Annotated in this window: 11 protein-coding genes, 7 tRNA genes, 3 rRNA genes and 1 pseudogene; 6 read left to right on the plus strand and 16 right to left on the minus strand. The window is 48.8% G+C overall.

Going from position 1 to position 20,350, the window contains the following annotated elements:
- The first annotated feature begins 155 nt into the window (after positions 1 to 155).
- The 5 genes and pseudogenes from ACDE64_RS22390 to ACDE64_RS22410 all read left to right on the plus strand — a co-directional run bounded on the left by ACDE64_RS22390 (position 156) and on the right by ACDE64_RS22410 (position 4,733).
- Positions 156 to 794, plus strand: coding sequence for a LysE family translocator (locus tag ACDE64_RS22390; protein WP_411348369.1), 639 nt, complete (start codon positions 156 to 158; stop codon positions 792 to 794).
- Between the two features lie 171 nt (positions 795 to 965).
- Positions 966 to 1,481 (plus strand): annotated as a pseudogene (gene msrA / locus ACDE64_RS22395) (peptide-methionine (S)-S-oxide reductase MsrA).
- 533 nt (positions 1,482 to 2,014) lie between these two features.
- Entirely contained in the window at positions 2,015 to 3,337 is a 1,323-nt protein-coding gene (hisS, locus tag ACDE64_RS22400) for a histidine--tRNA ligase (protein ID WP_411348370.1), read from the plus strand.
- A 228-nt stretch (positions 3,338 to 3,565) separates the two neighbouring features.
- Positions 3,566 to 3,856 carry a DUF6509 family protein gene (locus tag ACDE64_RS22405; RefSeq protein ID WP_411344273.1) on the plus strand — a complete coding sequence of 97 codons (291 nt, stop codon included), beginning with the start codon at positions 3,566 to 3,568 and terminating at the stop codon, positions 3,854 to 3,856.
- A 124-nt stretch (positions 3,857 to 3,980) separates the two neighbouring features.
- Positions 3,981 to 4,733 carry an NAD(P)H-binding protein gene (locus ACDE64_RS22410; protein ID WP_411348371.1) on the plus strand — a complete coding sequence of 251 codons (753 nt, stop codon included), beginning with the start codon at positions 3,981 to 3,983 and terminating at the stop codon, positions 4,731 to 4,733.
- Between the two features lie 189 nt (positions 4,734 to 4,922).
- On the opposite strand, the gene ACDE64_RS22415 is transcribed toward ACDE64_RS22410, so the two are convergent.
- From ACDE64_RS22415 to ACDE64_RS22485, 15 genes are all read right to left on the minus strand, one after another.
- A complete protein-coding gene (locus tag ACDE64_RS22415; RefSeq protein ID WP_411348372.1) occupies positions 4,923 to 6,107 on the minus strand; it encodes a response regulator in 1,185 nt (394 codons plus the stop codon).
- Positions 6,108 to 6,210: 103 nt separating this feature from the next.
- Entirely contained in the window at positions 6,211 to 8,127 is a 1,917-nt protein-coding gene (locus ACDE64_RS22420; protein WP_411348373.1) for a sensor histidine kinase, read from the minus strand.
- A gap of 787 nt (positions 8,128 to 8,914) precedes the next feature.
- Entirely contained in the window at positions 8,915 to 9,739 is an 825-nt protein-coding gene (locus ACDE64_RS22425) for a carbohydrate ABC transporter permease (protein WP_411344277.1), read from the minus strand.
- Between the two features lie 17 nt (positions 9,740 to 9,756).
- Positions 9,757 to 10,647: a carbohydrate ABC transporter permease gene (locus ACDE64_RS22430; protein WP_411344278.1), complete on the minus strand. Its 891-nt coding sequence runs from the start codon at positions 10,645 to 10,647 to the stop codon at positions 9,757 to 9,759.
- A 335-nt stretch (positions 10,648 to 10,982) separates the two neighbouring features.
- Positions 10,983 to 12,314 carry an extracellular solute-binding protein gene (locus ACDE64_RS22435; protein ID WP_411348374.1) on the minus strand — a complete coding sequence of 444 codons (1,332 nt, stop codon included), beginning with the start codon at positions 12,312 to 12,314 and terminating at the stop codon, positions 10,983 to 10,985.
- 547 nt (positions 12,315 to 12,861) lie between these two features.
- Positions 12,862 to 12,935 (minus strand) — tRNA-Pro (locus ACDE64_RS22440).
- An 11-nt stretch (positions 12,936 to 12,946) separates the two neighbouring features.
- Positions 12,947 to 13,023: transfer RNA gene (locus ACDE64_RS22445), tRNA-Arg, on the minus strand.
- A 3-nt stretch (positions 13,024 to 13,026) separates the two neighbouring features.
- A tRNA-Gly gene (locus ACDE64_RS22450) sits at positions 13,027 to 13,101 on the minus strand.
- 58 nt (positions 13,102 to 13,159) lie between these two features.
- Positions 13,160 to 13,235 (minus strand) — tRNA-Asp (locus tag ACDE64_RS22455).
- A gap of 4 nt (positions 13,236 to 13,239) precedes the next feature.
- Positions 13,240 to 13,313 (minus strand) — tRNA-Met (locus ACDE64_RS22460).
- A 23-nt stretch (positions 13,314 to 13,336) separates the two neighbouring features.
- A tRNA-Val gene (locus ACDE64_RS22465) sits at positions 13,337 to 13,412 on the minus strand.
- A 6-nt stretch (positions 13,413 to 13,418) separates the two neighbouring features.
- Positions 13,419 to 13,490, minus strand: a tRNA-Glu gene (locus tag ACDE64_RS22470).
- Between the two features lie 64 nt (positions 13,491 to 13,554).
- Positions 13,555 to 13,671, minus strand: a 5S ribosomal RNA gene (rrf, locus tag ACDE64_RS22475).
- A gap of 62 nt (positions 13,672 to 13,733) precedes the next feature.
- A 23S ribosomal RNA gene (locus tag ACDE64_RS22480) occupies positions 13,734 to 16,677 on the minus strand.
- 273 nt (positions 16,678 to 16,950) lie between these two features.
- Positions 16,951 to 18,503: ribosomal RNA gene (locus ACDE64_RS22485) — 16S ribosomal RNA — on the minus strand.
- Together the 16S, 23S and 5S rRNA genes with 7 tRNA genes alongside form the textbook arrangement of a ribosomal RNA operon.
- A 313-nt stretch (positions 18,504 to 18,816) precedes the next feature.
- Here ACDE64_RS22485 and ACDE64_RS22490 point away from each other — a divergent pair.
- Positions 18,817 to 19,059: a hypothetical protein gene (locus ACDE64_RS22490; protein ID WP_411348375.1), complete on the plus strand. Its 243-nt coding sequence runs from the start codon at positions 18,817 to 18,819 to the stop codon at positions 19,057 to 19,059.
- A 222-nt stretch (positions 19,060 to 19,281) separates the two neighbouring features.
- Here ACDE64_RS22490 and ACDE64_RS22495 read toward each other — a convergent pair whose 3' ends face one another.
- Entirely contained in the window at positions 19,282 to 20,349 is a 1,068-nt protein-coding gene (locus ACDE64_RS22495) for an ABC transporter substrate-binding protein (RefSeq protein WP_411348376.1), read from the minus strand.
- Between the last annotated feature and the right edge of the window lies 1 nt (position 20,350).

Genomic DNA, 20,350 nt, shown 5'->3' on the forward strand with positions numbered 1-20,350 from the left:
GCTATTATAGCCATTTCAGCTTTTCATTTGCAGGATGTTGCGTATGGTGTTCCTTTGTAAAAGATGGTTGCCTGCCATGAGATGTTATATTAAACTGAAATGTATGACTTTTCATTTTCTTGCATACATATTGATGAATAGGAGGAAGTACATTAGTGGATATTTATTTGAAATATATTCTGATTGGGCTAACCATTGCTCTGCCGATTGGTGCGATTACGGTGGAGATGATCAAGCAAGGTTTGAAAAACGGCTTTATCCATGGTTGGGCGGTTGGTCTCGGTGGCATGACGATTGATCTGACGCTGATTGTTGTACTGTATTTTGGCGGAGCATCCGTATTGTCATTGCCGTATATCCAGATTCCACTCTGGCTGATTGGTGCTGGATTTCTCGGGTATCTAGGTTATGATTCCATCCGTAATGCCGACAAGGACATTACGCCAGCCGATAGCAAAACGCAAAAATCATTCTTCGCCACTTACCGCAATGGCTTGCTCGTCGCCATTTCGCCAGGGAATCTAGTATTCTGGGTATCCGTATTTGGAGCCGTGCTCGCCAGCTCGTACGATACACGTCAACAGGGCGGCTTTGTAATTGCAGCCTGTGGGATTCTGAGTGGTATCCTTGCTCATGACATAGTGCTGTTAAGCATCGTATCGGTGACACGTAAAGTGATGAGTCGCCAAGCGATCAAGATCGTCTCTATAATCGCCGGTTTGCTATTGATCGGATTTGCGCTTTATTTTGTATACGAATTTGTATTGGCGCTCATGCCGTATTTGAGATCATAATGTGACACAATCATAGCTACATACTGCATGAATATACATAAATGTCACACTTGAGCAGATTGTATTCGGAATATAGATTTTGCTGCCTTCTCTTCAAAGAGCGGTGGTATAATGGGAAGAATTTAGATGACATATCATCGCATATTGCATAGGAAATGAGGAATGATTGGGATGGAAAAAGCAACATTTGCTGGCGGATGCTTCTGGTGCATGGTGACACCGTTCGAGGAACAGCCGGGTATTCACAGCATCATATCTGGATATATGGGCGGTACGGTCGAGAATCCAACCTACGAACAGGTATTAACTGGCGAAACCGGGCATCTGGAAGTCGTGCAAATTACGTATGATCCTGACATTTTTCCGTATGAGCGTTTGTTAGAACTATATTGGCCGCAAATCGATCCAACCGATGCAATCGGTTAGGGCAATGATCGTACTAGCCAGTATCGGGCGGCGATTCTGCACCATACCGAGCAGCAGCGTGAGCTTGCCGAGCAATCCAAAGTGGATCTGCAACAATCCGGTCGTTTTGAACAGCCGGTTGTAACTGCGATTGAACCTGCCTCCGTCTTCTATCCGGCAGAAGAATACCACCAGAATTTCCACAAAAAAGACCCAAAATACTACAAAGAATCCCGCATGTATTCCGGTCGCGACGAGATTATTAATAAATACTGGAAATGATCACAATGTAGACCCATGGTTATACGTGCGCTATCCCTCGGCTCTACTGATTCATTGTCCATGTCTATACACGATGTCGGACTAGAAAAGGAATGCTTATATGCCGTCATCCACACAGAAGAATCCTGCGCCATGATCATTCGTCTATATCGAATATAGTTCACAAATCCAGTCTTGCATTTTGCGAATGACGGGCATATAATGGCTAATAATTCAAACGGAAGCCCTGTGCTCCCGACTACATGGATCGAAGGAGGAGATTGTTGTATGAAGCAAGCGGATACTATGGTTTGTCGTCTGGATGTATCGTGGATCATTCCATCATGCGCAGTCTCTTCCATCGGTCTGACCGGAAAGCTGTATCATTTTCATAGGCGTTAGCCAATCTGTTGAGTTATACAACAGGGTGGCTAGCGCTTTTCGCGTTGGCCTCCCTGCGGGATATGAAACGCGCAGGACCAAGAGGTCCTGCGCGTTTTTTGTTTGATACCGTCCAACCGGCATATCCTACCTATCCCGAAGGAGAGATGATTATGCAAACCCTATACACGCAAAATGTCAAAGGCACGTCCGACTACACGGGCGGCGAACAACGGCTGCGCCGACAAATCCGCAATTTGCTGGAGCAGCAGTTTTCCTGTTTTGGCTACGAGGAAGCGGAGACTTCTGCACTGAGTGAGCTGGAATGGCTGACTTCCAAATACGGCGGTGGCGAGGAAATCACCAAAGAAATCTATCAGTTTAGCGATCAACGCGGTCGAGAGCTTGGCTTACGTTACGACCTGACGATGCCGCTGGCGCGCTTGCTGACCTTGAACCCCGGTCTGCGTCTGCCGTACCGCCGTTTTGAAATGGGCAAAGTGTTCCGCGACGGACCAACTAAGCGCGGACGGCTGCGTGAATTTTGGCAATGCGATGCCGATGTAATCGGTCTGACCGGACCAGAAGCGGAATTGGAGCTGTTCCAACTGGCTATGCAGTCATTTGACCAATTGGATATTCCGGTGGTCATTCGCTGGAACAATCGGCGCCTGCTGGCAGAAGTGCTAACAGCGCTTGGTGTGCCGGAAGCGCTGCTCTCCTCAGTCATGCTCACGCTCGATAAATTGGCGAAAATCTCCCGCACCGACGTTGCTACCGAATTAAGCGGCAAAGGGTTGAATGCCGCCTCAACAAATCGCCTGATGGAGCTTATCGACCGCGATCCTCAGCAATTGACACTGACCGCCCTTTCGATTGCATACGGATTGGAAGATCAGCCGGGATATAGAGAAGCTATGCGCTTGCAGCAGTTACTGACAGCTCTAAACATGGACGAAGTTTGTATATTCGATCTCTTTCTGTCGCGTGGATTGTCCTTTTACACCGGCACCGTATACGAAATCTTCGATGCCACCGGTCAATACACATCCAGCCTCGGCAGCGGCGGACGATATGACGGCATGATCAGCAAGCTGGCTGGCGATCCAGAATTGGAGTTGCCTGCGGTCGGATTGTCATTTGGATTGGAATCAGTGATGGAATTGTATCGCCAGCAGACGCAGGCGGAAGCCATGTTGCGCAATTGTGCTGCTATAGATGTGGCTGTAATACCGATTGGGGACACACTAGTCGAAGCTGTTCGTACGAGCGGTTTACTGCGTGCGGCAGGCATCTCTACGATTACAGATACGAGTGGACGCAAGCTCGGCAAATTGCTGAACAGTCTCTATACGCGTGGTATTCGTTTTGTAGTGTTAATCGGCGAAGATGAAGTACGTACACAGCAGGTGAAGCTACGCGATCTGGCGGAAGGCGTAGAAATGGCTGTGCCTGTGGAGGAAGCAGTCCACCGACTGACGCAGCTGTGTTTGTAATATAACAAATGAGCATAATAAAGCAGCGGATCGAATAGGAAGCATAAAGAAACTATCCAGCAGCCTATGTAATAAAATGGATCGCTACATTCGCCATTTTGTTCACCTCTTCATCCCCTGTTTACAACCATGCTATAATAGAGCAGGCACTGCGCGGCTGAGAAGATGCGCAAAGGCACAATCACTTTGACATAAGTGCAGCTTCGTCTGCGCAGGAGGTATATAGCTATGGACATGACAAGTTATCAGGTGGAATGGATTCGCGATCCGTTCGGCATTTTATCCGGCAAGCGTTATGAGTTCAGAATCGATCTGGATGTGGATGCAGAGGACGATCTGTACACACCGAACGGTGTATATATTCGCGCCGTTTATCGCGTAGAAGACAAACAGGGCAAGCTGGTCACATACGATCTTGTCGAAAAGGGGACCGATCGTCTGCTCGAATTTGATCTGGAAGATGATGAAGAGAGCGAACTGGCAGCATTTTGCGAACAGCACTGGCAAGACGCTGAATAATCCTGTTGTCCACTTACGTTTCGCTTCATGATAGTGAGCGAATTCGCAACATACACAGGATGCCTTCCTATACGGATACGCACAATACGGACGTGACATACGCATTTCGTGGGAGGAATGGAATATGAATATTGCCTTACTCGGTGCCACCGGTCGTACGGGTCGGCTTATCTTGCAGTATTTGCTACGTGCTGGACATGATGTTACCGTGCTGGTGCGTTCTCCCGAACGCTTGCAGGAGCAACTGTTTACGACCGACATTCCTTCGCTGGATCAGCAAGGAGTGCCGATTCGTGACGAAAGGGAGCTGTTGCCGCCTTCTTTTGCCAATATGATCGAGACGGTCACGCCTACAGCAGATGGGATACGCAGCAACGATGCACGTTTGCATCTATTGACTGGCGATACGCGTAATAGTACCCATCTGTTTGCTGCTTTGAATGGAGCAGATGCAGTGATTAGCGCCATCGGTACTGACAAGTCCGATGCATTAACTGTGACGATGAATACGTTAATTCCACTTATGCAGCAGCAATCCATTACTCGACTGATCACCATCGGCACCGCTGGCATTTTGCAAAGTCGTACCGCCGCTGACCGCTATCGCTACGAAACCACCGAATCAAGGCAGCGTAGCACCCGTGCTGCCGAGGAACACCGCAAAGTGTATGAATGGCTGCACAAGTCCTCTCTACAATGGACGATCGTCTGCCCGACCTATTTGCCGGACGGCGAATATACAGGCGGCTACCGAGTAGAGCGCGACATGTTGCCGGATGGTGGTAAACAAATCTCGACCGGAGATACAGCTTATTTTACCTATCAGCAATTGCATGATGATCGCTATATTGGCTATCGGGTCGGACTCGCATACTGATTCACTCATTCGTTCCCTTCCAGTTCACCGCTGACCAAATCCATTACACTGATCAAGTACTCTCTTCTCCACATTATGCGAAAAACTCACCCTTGGTACACCGCCGCAGGATGAGTTTTTTCGCGTATTCACAGATGATGACGATGCACATACGCGACTCCACTTCACACCATCAATTCCCATTCACACTCAATGCTCCAGTACATGTTGCTGCTGCCGATATTCCGTCGGCGTGAGCATATACTTTTTCCGAAATACCTGTGTAAAATGTCGCACACTCCCATACCCGATCTGCTCCGCAATATCCACCAGCCGCAGATGTGGGTTCAGCAGTAGTTCCCGCGCCTGATCCAGACGCAGCGAGATCACATATTCTTTATACCCTTGCCCCGTCTTCTGCTTGAACAGCTGGCTAAAATACACCGGATTCAAAAACACCACCGCCGCCACCTTTTCCAGCGATAATTCCTCTTGAAAATGCGCCTGAATATATTGCAGCGCCATCCGAATTGCTGTATCGCTACTTTTGCCCTCCGGCTGCTCATACATAGCGACAGCTGGGCGATGACGCAATTGCTTTACCTTTTCCGCCACCTGTTCAAACCCGCGATGCGGACCAGAATGCACCGTATACAATGATTGCGTTTTCAAGCAACGCTGCAACTGTTCCACAATCCGCTCCTGCAATTCCTCTATGCACACATCTGCACGCAGCGATACCAACCCTAGCAGGCTATGCCGATCCAAACTCACCACAAAGCCGCGCCCGTACTCCTGCATCAGCTCGGTGAGTACATTTTCTACAATAAAATGCTCCAACGGACCATGATTCCCACCCTGCTCCAATTCGGCAGAGATCAGATAATACTCCGGGTAATCGTCCAATAATGGCTCCAAACTAATCTTACCGACACTCAGCCCCGCCGCCAACCGTTGAAATGCCGCCTCGCGCAAATAATGTAGCCCTTCACGCAGCGTCTCCTCTTCCTGCACATGATTGCGCTCCTGCACAATTTCCGCCGTCAGTGTCTGCATCAGCTCGGTCAGCTTTGTTTTACCAATTGGCTTGAGCAAATAATCGCGTGCGCCCAGATGCACCGCCTGCTGCGCATAACTGAATTCGGAATGCGCCGAGATGACAACCCATTTTGCCTGCGGCTGCTTATTGCGGGAGATACGCATCAGCTCCAGCCCATTGATGCCGGGCATCAGAATATCTGTCAGCACTACATCCATCTGGTAACGGCTCATCAGCTCCACTGCTTCCTCTGCCGATGCTGCCAGATGCACATCATATTGCGGAAATGCATTGCGAATCGTCCGCTTGATACCTTCCCGTATAAAATTCTCATCGTCAGTGATCAAAATATGCATGATTCTGTCCTCCTTCATGATATTTCCGATCCATTACTTCTTCTCTGTAGCTAGCTCCGTATCGCACGTTTGAGTTAGTTCCACATCATTCGCTGCTATCATCTCACTCGATGTTGTTACTGTAACTGCCTGCGCTCTTATGATCTGGCTCAGCTTTATTGCTGCGATTCACCGTACCATCATTATATTCATACGAATCGGCTGCCAACGCTGGCGCCGACCATTCTACTGGCAAAGGCAGCCGCAGCGTAACCGTTGTCCCTTGACCAACCCTGCTCTCAATCCCAATTCCGTATTGCTCGCCAAACATATATTTCAGCCGCTGATGTACATTTTGCATCCCAATGCCCTGACGAAGCTTCGCTACCGTCATTCCATCGTCACCATGCGAATCCTGTTGCTGATCCGGCAAATGCAGAGAACGACGCAACCGATTCAGCGTCTCTGGCGTCATTCCCGCCCCGTCATCCTGCACACGGATATTCAGATACTTCTCATCCGGCACCGCTTTCACGAGCAAATGACCCTGTTCCCGCTGTGCCTCCAGCCCATGCTTGACCGCATTCTCGATCACTGGTTGTAACAGCATTTTGGGCACGATCAGATCCAGCCATCGTTCATCAATGACAATCTCCACCGTCAGCCGATCCTCAAGTCGCATCTGAATAATGGTCAAATAATGCCGAATCTGCTCCACTTCCTCGCGCAGCGTCACCTCTGCATTGCCTTCCCAGTGACTGCTGTATCGGAACATCTGCGATAACGACAGCACCACCTCGCCCAACCGATCATTGCCCTTTTCATCGAGCATCCAGTAGATCATATCCAGCGTATTATACAGAAAGTGCGGATTCACCTGCGATTGCAGCGCATGTAGCTCGGCATTCTTCTCACTCACCGTGGACAGCTTCACCCGCTCAATCAGCTCCTCCACCCGCCGAACCATATGGTTAAACGAATCCACCAACCCGTTAATCTCCTCATACGACGTCACATTGACCATCCCGTGAAAATTCCCGTTCTCCACCTGCTTCATCTGCCGTACCAGTCGACCGAGCGGCGAAGAAATCGTGCGCGACACAATCAACGCCACTAACGCCGAGAACAACAGCAAAATCGTCACCACAATGAATAAATACCGCTTCGTCTGCGCCAGCTCCACATTCAGATCCTGCGATGGTGTCGTACTTACAATCGTCCAATCGATTTTATCCAGCCGCGAAGCTGCCACCAGTGTCGTTCCATCCTGCCGCACCGTCACTTCGCCCGGAATATCCGGCAGCTCCAGATGCTCTGGCAGACGTGCAGGCTGCGGGTTCGGCTCTAGCGAGATTGCTACCGGTTGACCGGTGCCATTCACGATATTCACCTTGCTGTTCGGTCCCAGCTTCAGATTGTTGACCGCAGCCACAACCGTATCCGCCTTCGCCTCAAACAGAACAATCCCAATCTGATGCTGCTCATTCAGATCGAAGATCGGACGCCCAAACGCAAATACCGGCGAATCCTCCATCGTATCAATCAGCGAATGTGAGAACACACCGAGCCACACCATTTTGCCAGTCGATGCATGAATCTGCTTATACCAGTCGGATGAAGCATAATTGGGATCAGTCACAGTTGTATAATTGCCGTAATCGTAGATTTTGCCGTTCTCCCCGATAATATGAATACCGACCAGATCGTCACGGGAAAAATAAATCGCACCCATCATATTCGTAATATTGTGCTGATTCACATACTCCACCTGCGGCGGCAATATCCGTTTCTCCGCCACCAGCCGCACAATATCCGCATTCGTACTGATCGACTTGGACAGACTGTCATAACTGGCGAGCAGCAGATCCAGCAGCCCTGCCGTCTGCGATACATTTTTACGAGCAATCTCGCCCAGCTTATCATGAAACTGCGTCGTCGCCCGGTTATAAAACAACACCGTCACAATCAACAAAATCGCCGTCATACATACCAAGAACAGCACAAACAACCGATGATGAATCGACCGAAACCTGCGCGGCACACCAACCCCTCCCCCATAAACCGTCTACTCAGCACCTAACTGTCACCTTTTTCATTCAACATTCAACATTCAACATTCAACATTCAACATTCAACATTCAACATTCAACATTCAACATTCAACATTCAACATTCAACATTCAACATTCAACATTCAACATTCAACATTCAACATTCAACATTCAACATTCAACATTCAACATTCAACCTCAATTGTTAAACTGTACACTTCAAAAGTCTACTCTTTTCACGCCAATCCACAACTTCATACGTGTACTCTGTTGATGTCCCTCCGCGATTGGTTTCACAGAAGCCCACTCGCTCATAATCCCAATTCCCGGCTACATTAATCCACACCAAACCGTCTCTTACAAGTCAAACAGCGACAGCAGCGGAAGCTCATTCCCTCTGCTCCGCACCTGTCGCCCACAACCTGTCCCCTCATCTCCAAATCATACCAGACTACATGACATCAGAGGGTTTATTTTACAAAATAATATATAATTGTGCTTACATGAGAACGATACAATCTACAGCATATGCTACGCATAACTCATAACACTTTAACAGCATATACGTACTTCTCCATCTGATCGTCCTTTGAACAATCCTTCAAAAAACTTCATAATCCAATAATAAACATCCTAGAGTCAAAACCTCAGAGTAAACAGCTTAGAGTAAACAGCTTAGAGTGAATACTCTAGAGCAAACACCTTAAAGCGAATACCTTAGAACAAACACCTTGGAACGACCGTTGATCCACCCAGCGTATTACGTTCAACATCAACCTATCCTTTAACAGCTCCCGCAACCATACCTTTCGTAATCCGCTCCGACAGGATAAAGTAGATAATAATAACCGGCAACGCACCCATAATCAGAAACGCCCCGATATTACCATAATTGACCGAATACTGGCTCACAAACGTGTACACCCCAAACGGCAGCGTCTTGAGATTCTCTGACGAGATAAACGTCGCCGCCACAATATACTCGTTCCAAATATTAATAAAAGTCAAAATACACACCGTCATTACCGGCGGCATCGAAATCGGCAAAATAATACTACGGAAAATCCGATATACACTCGCCCCATCAATAAACGCCGACTCCTCAATATCCGTCGGAATTGCTCGCATAAATCCGCTCAGAATAAACACCGCGATCGGAAGCGCAAATGCCGTATACGGAATAATAATCGCCCAGCGTGTATCCAGCAGATGCAGGTTTTTGAAAATAATCATCAGCGGCAGCAGTGTTGCCTGCATCGGAATCATCATTCCTAGCAAAAATAGCAGCATCACATACGGTCCGTACTTCCACTTAAATCGTGAGATCGCATACGCCGTCATCGCACTAAGCAAAATCACCGCAACTAGCGTCACACCCGTCACCAGCACACTGTTGCCCAGATACTTGAGATAACTGCCCGACGTATAGGCTTCCGCATAATTATGCCATTGCGGAATCTTCGGAAACGAAAAGAAACTGCCGCTCAAAATCTCCTCATTCGTTTTCAGCGAGTACATGAGCAGCCAGAACAACGGATAGATCTGCGTAACGACCAGAACGGCGAAGAGCAGATAGACAAACCCTTTTTTCACTTTTACCATCGTATATGCTCCTCTCCTCAGGTCACTTTACGTTCAATCCGGTTAAAGATAAAATTAATCACTACCGTAATGATCAGACAGAATACGACCAAGAACGTCGCCACTGCACTGCCGTATCCATATTTCTGAGATAAGAACGACATATTGTACATATGCGTCGCAATCGTATCCGTTGCGTGTGCGGGGCCCCCGCCCGTCATAACCATCACCAGTTCAAACGCTTGCAGCGAGCCGATAAATGCCAGTACAATTGAGATTTTGAAAATAGGCACAATCATCGGAAATGTAATATACCGATCCGCCTTAAATCCTTCCGCACCATCAATTTTCGCTGCTTCATAAATCTCATCGGGAATATTCTGTACCCCGGTAAACTGAATCAACAGATGATATCCAAAATACTGCCACAACGATACAAAATACAGAGCGTACATCGCATACGCTGGCTCTGTTAACCAGCTGTGCGTCCAATTCTCCAATCCCAACTGTACCAGAATCCCGTTCAACATCCCGCCCATCGAAGTCGGATTGTAGATCGTTTTCCACAGCTGACCGAGAATAACGTTCGACAGAATGACAGGTACAAAATAAATCGTCACCAGCCGATTTCCCTTACGCACATACCGATTCAACAAAATCGCAAATAACAGACAAAACGGAATCTCAATCATCGAGAAGACTGCATACATCACCGTCCGCTTCACCGATGGCCAAAAGTTATTGTCCGCAAAAAGTAGCGTATGGAAGTTCGCCAGTCCTACAAATTTCGCATCCCCAATCCCATTCCAATCCAACGTCGCCGTATAAAAAGAAACCAGAATCGGCACAAACACCGTCCCGATATACAACAACAAACAAGGCAACACAAACACCGCAATCGTCCGCGCTGGCACCTTGAGTACATTCATGGTTGCTCCCCCTCCTTTTTCTATATCCTTGTTAAGCATCATCAGTACTTCTTAAAAATGACAGGGACGCAACCGGCGCCCCTGTCATTTTTTCCACTTGCGCCTATTCATTTTCACTCAACGGATCGCGATCGAAGTCGATAAAGTATGAACTACTAACCTCACCGTTCATCTTTGTAAATCATTTGGCTGATTACTTCTAATTCAAATCCAAAATAAGTATTGCAAGTGACCCTACAGCACTCATTTCCTCAATTCAGATTGAATTCAAGTGCTACCCAATTTTCACTTCACTAGTTCAGATTCGATTCCATTATCGTCCAACTCTTACCTCATCAATTCGGGTTTGCTTCAAATGCTGCCTGATGCTCCTCAGCCACTTGCTTCGGATCGACCTGCTGTACAAACAGGTTTTGAATACTGCTCAAATGCACCTGCGATACCGCCGGATTCATCGTATTATCAAACGACAAATCGCCGCCTTTGATATTTTTGAACAGATCCAGCACTTCAATCGCCAGTGGAGAGTAACCCGCTGCTTTGAAGTCGCCATCCACTTTCTGACCAATACCTACCGCATTTTTCAAATCAAACGACACCTTCGGATACTGAGTCGCAAAATACTTCAAGAAATCCTTCGTTTCCGTCAAATGCTCACTATTTGCAGACACTGCAAACGCACTACCCGGCGCTAGCATGTATTGATCCGGATCGCCTTTGCCATTAACAGTCGGGAACTTGAACACTCCGACATCCTTGCCGACTGTAGACGAATCATTCGCCCCCGTCTCCCACGTACCGATAAAGAACATTGCCGCCTGCCCTGTACGGAACATATTACCGCCTGCTGTCGCATCAATCGAAGTTGCACCATCCGGGAATGCTCCCGCCTGTACCAGCTTCTCAAACGCCTCCACCGCTTCAGTAAACGCAGGATCGTTAAACGTCTTCTTACCATCTGCAACATCCTGCAAGAAGCCCGGCCCACCGTTCGTACGCAGCAAGATGTTCATGAACAAAAACGAACCTGTCCAAGAATCTTTCTCCCCGATCGCAATCGGCGTAATCCCTGCCACTTTCAACTTGCCTACATCCTGTAGCAACTCGTCAAATGTAGTCGGTGGTGCAGCAATACCCGCTTTTTCAAACAGCGCTTTATTGTAATAACCTACCTCGATATTATTCCCATCCGGCAATGCGTATACTTTGTTGTCCTTGCTGTAATAATCGAGCAGGCCCTTTTGATATGTATCACGAAGGCCGTCCTGATCGAGAATATCGTCCAACGGTGCCAGCAAACCAGCATCTATATAAGGCTTCATCTGTGCAGCCGGATTCACGATCGTGATATCAGGAATCTCGCGCGAAGCTGCCTGTGTTTTCAGTTTCAACTTCTGCTGATCGGTATTGAGTGTATCCAGTGCAATCTCAATATTCGGATGATCCTTCTGATATTGATCCACAATCTGACGAATCATTTTGTACGTCGGTGTCGTTGGATCTGGATAAATATTTTGGAACGTAATCGTCACTTTCTCGCCGCTCGTCCCCGTTCCTGTACTGCTGGCACCTTGACTGCCAGAATCGCTGTTCCCACAAGCGGCCAATCCCAACGTCAATGCTCCTGCCATTACCAATGATAAAAGTCTGCCTGTCTTTACCACCATCTGTGTTCATCCCCTTTGATGAATATCTGTTTGATTAAACCATGTATAATCGTTTAGCCGAATATCCACATTATCATGTAAACGCTTACTAAGAACAATACAGAAATTCAAGTAATAAGGTTCGTGTTTTTAAGGTGTTTGTAAACTTTGTAAGCAACGATACTCTAAACGAAAGCACCTAAAACCATGAATTTCTACAGCTTCCTCTCTCACAACTCTCTATCCCTCTATCCCTCTATCCCTCTATCCCTCTATCCCTCTATCCCTCTATCCCTCTATCCCTCTATCCCGAATAAGTTTATCTTCGAAATATCTAATCTCAATACAAATAGCCCATCCTAACCTAAACAAATTAACTCGCAACGCCAAACATTAAATAATAACTGCGTCCCATTAAACAAATGAAAATCGAATAACAACGTGCAACAAAAAAGGTCGAAACAAAACAAGCCCAAATAAAAAAGCACCTTTATGAGAAAAGAGACTGTGTATACAATCAACAATTCTTCTCATAAAAGTGCTTTTTATTCCGTATTCCTCTATACAATCGGGATGACACGATTTGAACATGCGACCCCCTGGTCCCAAACCAGGTGCTCTACCAAGCTGAGCTACATCCCGTTACAATAAAATGGCGCGCCCTAAGAGATTCGAACTCCTGACCTTTTGATTCGTAGTCAAACGCTCTATCCAGCTGAGCTAAGGGCGCAAATGGAGCGGACGACGGGAATCGAACCCGCGACCCTCGCCTTGGCAAGGCGATGCTCTACCGCTGAGCCACGTCCGCATCTTGCTTGTACTTCTCAGTCCATTTCCGCTTTCCATCCGAAAACCAAAAGTGAAAATGGCGGAACCGACGGGATTTGAACCCGCGATCTCCTGCGTGACAGGCAGGCATGTTAACCCCTACACCACGGTTCCATCATTGCGGGGACAGGATTTGAACCTGTGACCTTCGGGTTATGAGCCCGACGAGCTACCGGACTGCTCCACCCCGCGTCGTTGAAAAAGGAAAATCTAGATGGTGGAGACTGAGGGGATCGAACCCCCGACCCTCTGCTTGTAAGGCAGATGCTCTCCCAGCTGAGCTAAGTCTCCATCTAATGACCCGTAGGGGATTCGAACCCCTGTTACCTCCGTGAAAGGGAGGTGTCTTAACCCCTTGACCAACGGGCCATACTATCAAAATGTAATACCTAATCCCTATTACGGGCGAAAAAAAATCCCCTAAGGGGAATACGCTTGGCAACGTCCTACTCTCCCAGGACCCTGCGGTCCAAGTACCATCGGCGCTGGAGGGCTTAACGGTCGTGTTCGGGATGGGTACGTGTGGAACCCCTCCGCCATCATCACCAAACGTGCAGATGTGTTCATCACCTGAAAACTGAATCCGAAACGATCCATCGCGTATTTAGAATCTTGGATAAGCCCTCGACCGATTAGTATTGGTCAGCTCCATGCATTGCTGCACTTCCACCCCCAACCTATCAACCTCGTCGTCTTCAAGGGGTCTTACTAACTTGGGAAATCTCATCTTGAGGGGGGCTTCACGCTTAGATGCTTTCAGCGCTTATCCCGTCCGCACGTAGCTACCCAGCGATGCTCCTGGCGGAACAACTGGTACACCAGCGGTGCGTCCATCCCGGTCCTCTCGTACTAAGGACAGCTCCTCTCAAATTTCCTACGCCCACGACAGATAGGGACCGAACTGTCTCACGACGTTCTGAACCCAGCTCGCGTACCGCTTTAATGGGCGAACAGCCCAACCCTTGGGACCTACTTCAGCCCCAGGATGCGATGAGCCGACATCGAGGTGCCAAACCTCCCCGTCGATGTGGACTCTTGGGGGAGATAAGCCTGTTATCCCCAGGGTAGCTTTTATCCGTTGAGCGATGGCCCTTCCATGCGGTACCACCGGATCACTAAGCCCGACTTTCGTCCCTGCTCGACGTGTAGGTCTCGCAGTCAAGCTCCCTTTTGCCTTTGCACTCTTCGAATGATTTCCAACCATTCTGAGGGAACCTTAGGGCGCCTCCGTTACATTTTAGGAGGCGACCGCCCCAGTCAAACTGCCCACCTGACACGGTCCCCGTACCGGATCACGGTACTAGGTTAGAACTCAGATGCGATCAGGGTGGTATCCCAACGGCGCCTCCAAGGAAGCTTGCGCTCCCTCTTCCAAGGCTCCCACCTATCCTGTACAAATCGCACCCCAGTTCAATATCAAGCTGCAGTAAAGCTCCATGGGGTCTTTCCGTCTTGTCGCGGGTAACCTGCATCTTCACAGGTATTAAAATTTCACCGGATCTCTCGTTGAGACAGCGCCCAAATCGTTACGCCATTCGTGCGGGTCAGAATTTACCTGACAAGGAATTTCGCTACCTTAGGACCGTTATAGTTACGGCCGCCGTTTACTGGGGCTTCGGTTCATAGCTTCGCCCGAAGACTAACCACTCCCCTTAACCTTCCAGCACCGGGCAGGCGTCAGCCCGTATACTTCGCCTTGCGGCTTCGCACAGACCTGTGTTTTTGCTAAACAGTCGCTTGGGCCTTTTCACTGCGGCCCCCTCGTGCTATTCACACTACCGGGGCACCCCTTCTCCCGAAGTTACGGGGTCATTTTGCCGAGTTCCTTAACGAGAGTTCTTCCGCGCGCCTTAGAATTCTCTTCTCACCTACCTGTGTCGGTTTACGGTACGGGCACCTGCTTCCTGGCTAGAGGCTTTTCTTGGCAGTGTGAGATCATGACCTTCGCTACTGTACATTTCGCTCCCCATCACAGCTTGACCTTGGAGTGTGCGGATTTACCTACACACAAGTCTCACTGCTTAGACAGGCATCCATCAGCCTGCGTCACTACCCTCCTGCGTCACCCCGTTGCTCATAGCGGCTTTCGGTGGTACAGGAATTTCAACCTGTTGTCCGTCGACTACGCCTTTCGGCCTCGCCTTAGGTCCCGACTTACCCTGAGAGGACGAGCCTTCCTCAGGAACCCTTAGGTTTTCGGCGGATCAGATTCTCACTGATCTTTTCGTTACTCATACCGGCATTCTCACTTGAATGATGTCCAGCGCTCCTTGCGGTACACCTTCAATCCTCATTCAACGCTCCCCTACCCCTGATGCGATGCATCAAGCCATAGCTTCGGTGGTGTGTTTAGCCCCGTTACATTTTCGGCGCAGAGTCACTCGACCAGTGAGCTATTACGCACTCTTTCAATGGTGGCTGCTTCTAAGCCAACATCCTGGTTGTCTGGGCAACTCCACATCCTTTCCCACTTAACACACACTTCGGGACCTTAGCTGATGGTCTGGGCTGTTTCCCTTTCGACAATGGACCTTAGCACCCACTGTCTGACTCCCGGAATAAAGTCTGCGGCATTCGGAGTTTGACTGAACTTGGTAACCCTTGCGGGCCCCGCATCCAATCAGTGCTCTACCTCCGCGACTCATCTTCCGAGGCTAGCCCTAAAGCTATTTCGGGGAGAACCAGCTATCTCCGGGTTCGATTGGAATTTCTCCGCTACCCCCACCTCATCCCCGCACTTTTCAACGTGCGTGGGTTCGGACCTCCAGTACGTGTTACCGTACCTTCATCCTGGACAGGGGTAGATCACCCGGTTTCGGGTCTACGTCCACGTACTACAGTCGCCCTATTCAGACTCGCTTTCGCTGCGGCTCCGGCTTCTCACCTTAACCTTGCACGGGAACGTAACTCGCCGGTTCATTCTACAAAAGGCACGCCATCACCCTGTCACAAACAAGTTTGTAACATAGGGCTCTGACTTTTTGTAAGCACACGGTTTCAGGTTCTATTTCACTCCCCTTCCGGGGTCCTTTTCACCTTTCCCTCACGGTACTGCTTCACTATCGGTCGCTAGGGAGTATTTAGCCTTACCAGATGGTCCTGGCAGATTCATACGGGGTTTCACGTGCCCCGCACTACTCGGGATCCGTCTCGGAGGGAACACACTTTCAATTACAGGGCTTTCACCTTCTACGGCGGGCCGTTCCAGACCTCTTCATCTACCATATTCCTTTGTCACTCCAAAGAGACGTCCCACAACCCCAAGAAGCAAGCTTCTTGGTTTAGGCTGTTCCGCGTTCGCTCGCCGCTACTGACGGAATCACTCTTGTTTTCTCTTCCTGAGGGTACTTAGATGTTTCAGTTCCCCTCGTCTGCCTCTGCACATCCTATGTATTCAGATGTGAGTCACTGGAGATGAATCCAGTGAGGTTTCCCCATTCGGACATCCCCGGATCAAAGCTTGCTTACAGCTCCCCGAGGCCTTATCGTTGTTCGCCACGTCCTTCGTCGGCTCCTAGCGCCTAGGCATCCACCGTGTGCTCTTACTAGCTTAACCTAGTTGGTGGTCTTCTTATGAAAAGAAGAACCTATTCATTACTCTTCGTTACCGATCCTGTTTACACAGTGTCCAGTAAGAACAGTTTTCTAAAACGCGATGTTTCGTTTCGGTATCCAGTTTTCAAGGATCAACTTGAAAGAGTGGTTGCTCTTTCAAAACTGACAACGAGTGAGTTCCAAGCCGACCGGCTTGTCCTCTTCTTGCGAAGAGGGGTTGAAGCATTTCGCTTCGTATTTGAATGTCTTCGTTGCAGAAGACGATTCTCCATAGAAAGGAGGTGATCCAGCCGCACCTTCCGATACGGCTACCTTGTTACGACTTCACCCCAATCATCTACCCCACCTTCGGCGGCTGGCTCCTTGCGGTTACCCCACCGACTTCGGGTGTTGCAAACTCTCGTGGTGTGACGGGCGGTGTGTACAAGACCCGGGAACGTATTCACCGCGGCATGCTGATCCGCGATTACTAGCAATTCCGACTTCATGCAGGCGAGTTGCAGCCTGCAATCCGAACTGAGACCGGCTTTTTAGGATTCGCTCCACCTCGCGGCTTCGCTTCCCGTTGTACCGGCCATTGTAGTACGTGTGTAGCCCAGGTCATAAGGGGCATGATGATTTGACGTCATCCCCACCTTCCTCCGGTTTGTCACCGGCAGTCTGCTTAGAGTGCCCACCATGATGTGCTGGCAACTAAGCATAAGGGTTGCGCTCGTTGCGGGACTTAACCCAACATCTCACGACACGAGCTGACGACAACCATGCACCACCTGTCTAGAATGTTCCGAAGAAAAGGTACATCTCTGTACCGGTCATTCCGATGTCAAGACCTGGTAAGGTTCTTCGCGTTGCTTCGAATTAAACCACATACTCCACTGCTTGTGCGGGTCCCCGTCAATTCCTTTGAGTTTCAGTCTTGCGACCGTACTCCCCAGGCGGAATGCTTAATGTGTTAACTTCGGCACCAAGGGTATCGAAACCCCTAACACCTAGCATTCATCGTTTACGGCGTGGACTACCAGGGTATCTAATCCTGTTTGCTCCCCACGCTTTCGCGCCTCAGCGTCAGTTACAGCCCAGAGAGTCGCCTTCGCCACTGGTGTTCCTCCACATCTCTACGCATTTCACCGCTACACGTGGAATTCCACTCTCCTCTTCTGCACTCAAGTCACCCAGTTTCCGATGCGACCCGAAGTTGAGCTTCGGGATTAAACACCAGACTTACATGACCGCCTGCGCGCGCTTTACGCCCAATAATTCCGGACAACGCTTGCCCCCTACGTATTACCGCGGCTGCTGGCACGTAGTTAGCCGGGGCTTTCTTCTCAGGTACCGTCACTTCTCTAGCAGTTACTCTAGAAAACGTTCTTCCCTGGCAACAGAGCTTTACGATCCGAAAACCTTCATCACTCACGCGGCGTTGCTCCGTCAGGCTTTCGCCCATTGCGGAAGATTCCCTACTGCTGCCTCCCGTAGGAGTCTGGGCCGTGTCTCAGTCCCAGTGTGGCCGATCACCCTCTCAGGTCGGCTACGCATCGTCGCCTTGGTGAGCCGTTACCCCACCAACTAGCTAATGCGCCGCAGGCCCATCCTTCAGTGACAGATTGCTCCGTCTTTCGTTCGTCGTCCATGCGGACATCGAACGTATCCGGTATTAGCTACCGTTTCCGGTAGTTATCCCAGGCTAAAGGGCAGGTTGCCTACGTGTTACTCACCCGTCCGCCGCTAAATCTCAAAGAAGCAAGCTTCTCATCAATTCCGCTCGACTTGCATGTATTAGGCACGCCGCCAGCGTTCGTCCTGAGCCAGGATCAAACTCTCCATAAAAGTGTTTGACTTGCTCAATTCTTGCTGGCGAGAACATTGCTGTTCTCTATTGTTTGAAGAACCTAAGTTCTTCACTCACTCGTTGTTCAGTTTTCAAAGATCAAGCTCTTTCGTGTGCTGCATTGTCTCTCGCAGCAACTCTTATATCTTACCACCTTGCTAGCTTACTGTCAACAACTTTTTTTGAAGTTGTTTTTCTCGATGATGTGACTCATCGTGGAAACGACAGATGCTTGCAAAAGGCTTGTACATAAGACTATACCATGGATCGATTGGGCAAGTCAACACCTTTATAAGCGGTTATTTTATTCCCTTGGTAGATCAGGTAGATCAGGTAGATCAGGTAGATCAGGTAGATCAGGTAGATCAGGTAGATCAGGTAGATCAGGTAGATCAGGTAGATCAGGTAGATCAGGTAGATCAGGTAGATCAGGTAGATCAGGTAGATCAGGTAGATCAGGTAGATCAGGTAGATCAGGTAGATCAGGTAGATCAGGTAGATCAAATGATTGTGGGCGACCTGTATGCTTATGTCAAATGTATCGACTTGATTTAAATAGAAAGACGCATTCCGTAGTTTGGTTACCGGAATGCGCCTTGGGTATCGAAGCTTTTATTTACAGTGAGCGGTCATAACCAACTAGAAAAGATTGGTTTTATATAGTAATTGTTTGTGTATAGTAGTTGACTGTTTCATCTCCAACTAACGATACGATTTGGGCTATCTACCTAAATATACTACTTACGCTTACTTGTTCATTTTGACATGCTCTCATGTTTACTTGTTCATTTTGAATTGTAAGAATAGTTCATTATAGTGAACAAGCATTTTCTTGCCTAGATTGTCGTACACTTCCAAACGATCGGTGAGATCATTTGGTGGGTAGAAACGTTCGTCGCCGGAGATATCTTCTGGCAGCAGCTTCAGAGCGGCATCGTTTGGCGTAGAATAGCCTACGTATTCTGCATTCTGAGCTGCTACTTCTGGATCGAGCATGAAGTTGATGAATTTGTGCGCTGCATCAACGTTGGCTGCGGTTTTTGGGATGACCATATTGTCGAACCAGAGGTTGGTACCTTCTTGTGGCACGACGTAATCCAGATCTTCATTTTCGCTCATGATCTCGGAAGCATCACCGGAGAATACGAGACCGGCGGCAGCCTCGTTGTTGGCGAGCAGCATTTTGATCTCATCACCAACGATGGCTTTGACGTTTGGCGTTAGTTTTTTCAACTTTGTCAGCGCCTGTTGTAGATGCTGTTCATTGGTATCATTCAGCGAATAGCCAAGGCTGTTCAGCGCCATCCCCATCACTTCGCGTGCGCCGTCAGTTAGCAGCACATTGTTACGCAGTGAAGGGTTCCACAGATCGTTCCAGCTGTGGAATTTGAGGTTGGTCAGCTTCGGATTGTAGACGATACCAACTGTACCCCAGAAATATGGCGCAGAGTATTTGTTGCCAGGATCGAATGACAGATTCAGAAACGACGGATCGATATTTTTCAGATTCGGCAGTTTGCTGTGATCCAATGGAAGAAGCAGTTTTTCTTCGCGCATTTTGGAAATGGCGTAGTCAGATGGGATGGCTACATCGAATGTTGTGCCGCCCTGCTCAATCTTGGTCAGCATCGCTTCATTGGAATCGAACGTCTGGTAAATGACAGTAATGCCGGTTTCTTTTTGAAATTGGGTCAACAGGTCGGGATCGATATAATCGCCCCAGTTATAAATGGTCAGCGTATTGCCGCCGGAATAGCCTTGACTGACATTCAGGCGTCCCGCTACATACATCAGCAGCAGTGCCGCAGCGACAATAATAATAAACGTACGACTAATTGCTTTCATT

This window comes from Paenibacillus sp. WLX2291 (genome assembly GCF_046603665.1).
Lineage (GTDB): Bacteria > Bacillota > Bacilli > Paenibacillales > Paenibacillaceae > Saccharibacillus.

Coding starts and splice junctions, on each gene's coding strand:
- ACDE64_RS22430 (WP_411344278.1), bottom strand. CDS start 10,647: ATGAATGTACTCAAGGTGCCAGCGCGGACGATTGCGGTGTTTGTGTTG.
- ACDE64_RS22415 (WP_411348372.1), bottom strand. CDS start 6,107: ATGCATATTTTGATCACTGACGATGAGAATTTTATACGGGAAGGTATC.
- hisS (WP_411348370.1), top strand. CDS start 2,015: ATGCAAACCCTATACACGCAAAATGTCAAAGGCACGTCCGACTACACG.
- ACDE64_RS22405 (WP_411344273.1), top strand. CDS start 3,566: ATGGACATGACAAGTTATCAGGTGGAATGGATTCGCGATCCGTTCGGC.
- ACDE64_RS22495 (WP_411348376.1), bottom strand. CDS start 20,349: ATGAAAGCAATTAGTCGTACGTTTATTATTATTGTCGCTGCGGCACTG.
- ACDE64_RS22435 (WP_411348374.1), bottom strand. CDS start 12,314: ATGGTGGTAAAGACAGGCAGACTTTTATCATTGGTAATGGCAGGAGCA.
- ACDE64_RS22425 (WP_411344277.1), bottom strand. CDS start 9,739: ATGGTAAAAGTGAAAAAAGGGTTTGTCTATCTGCTCTTCGCCGTTCTG.
- ACDE64_RS22410 (WP_411348371.1), top strand. CDS start 3,981: ATGAATATTGCCTTACTCGGTGCCACCGGTCGTACGGGTCGGCTTATC.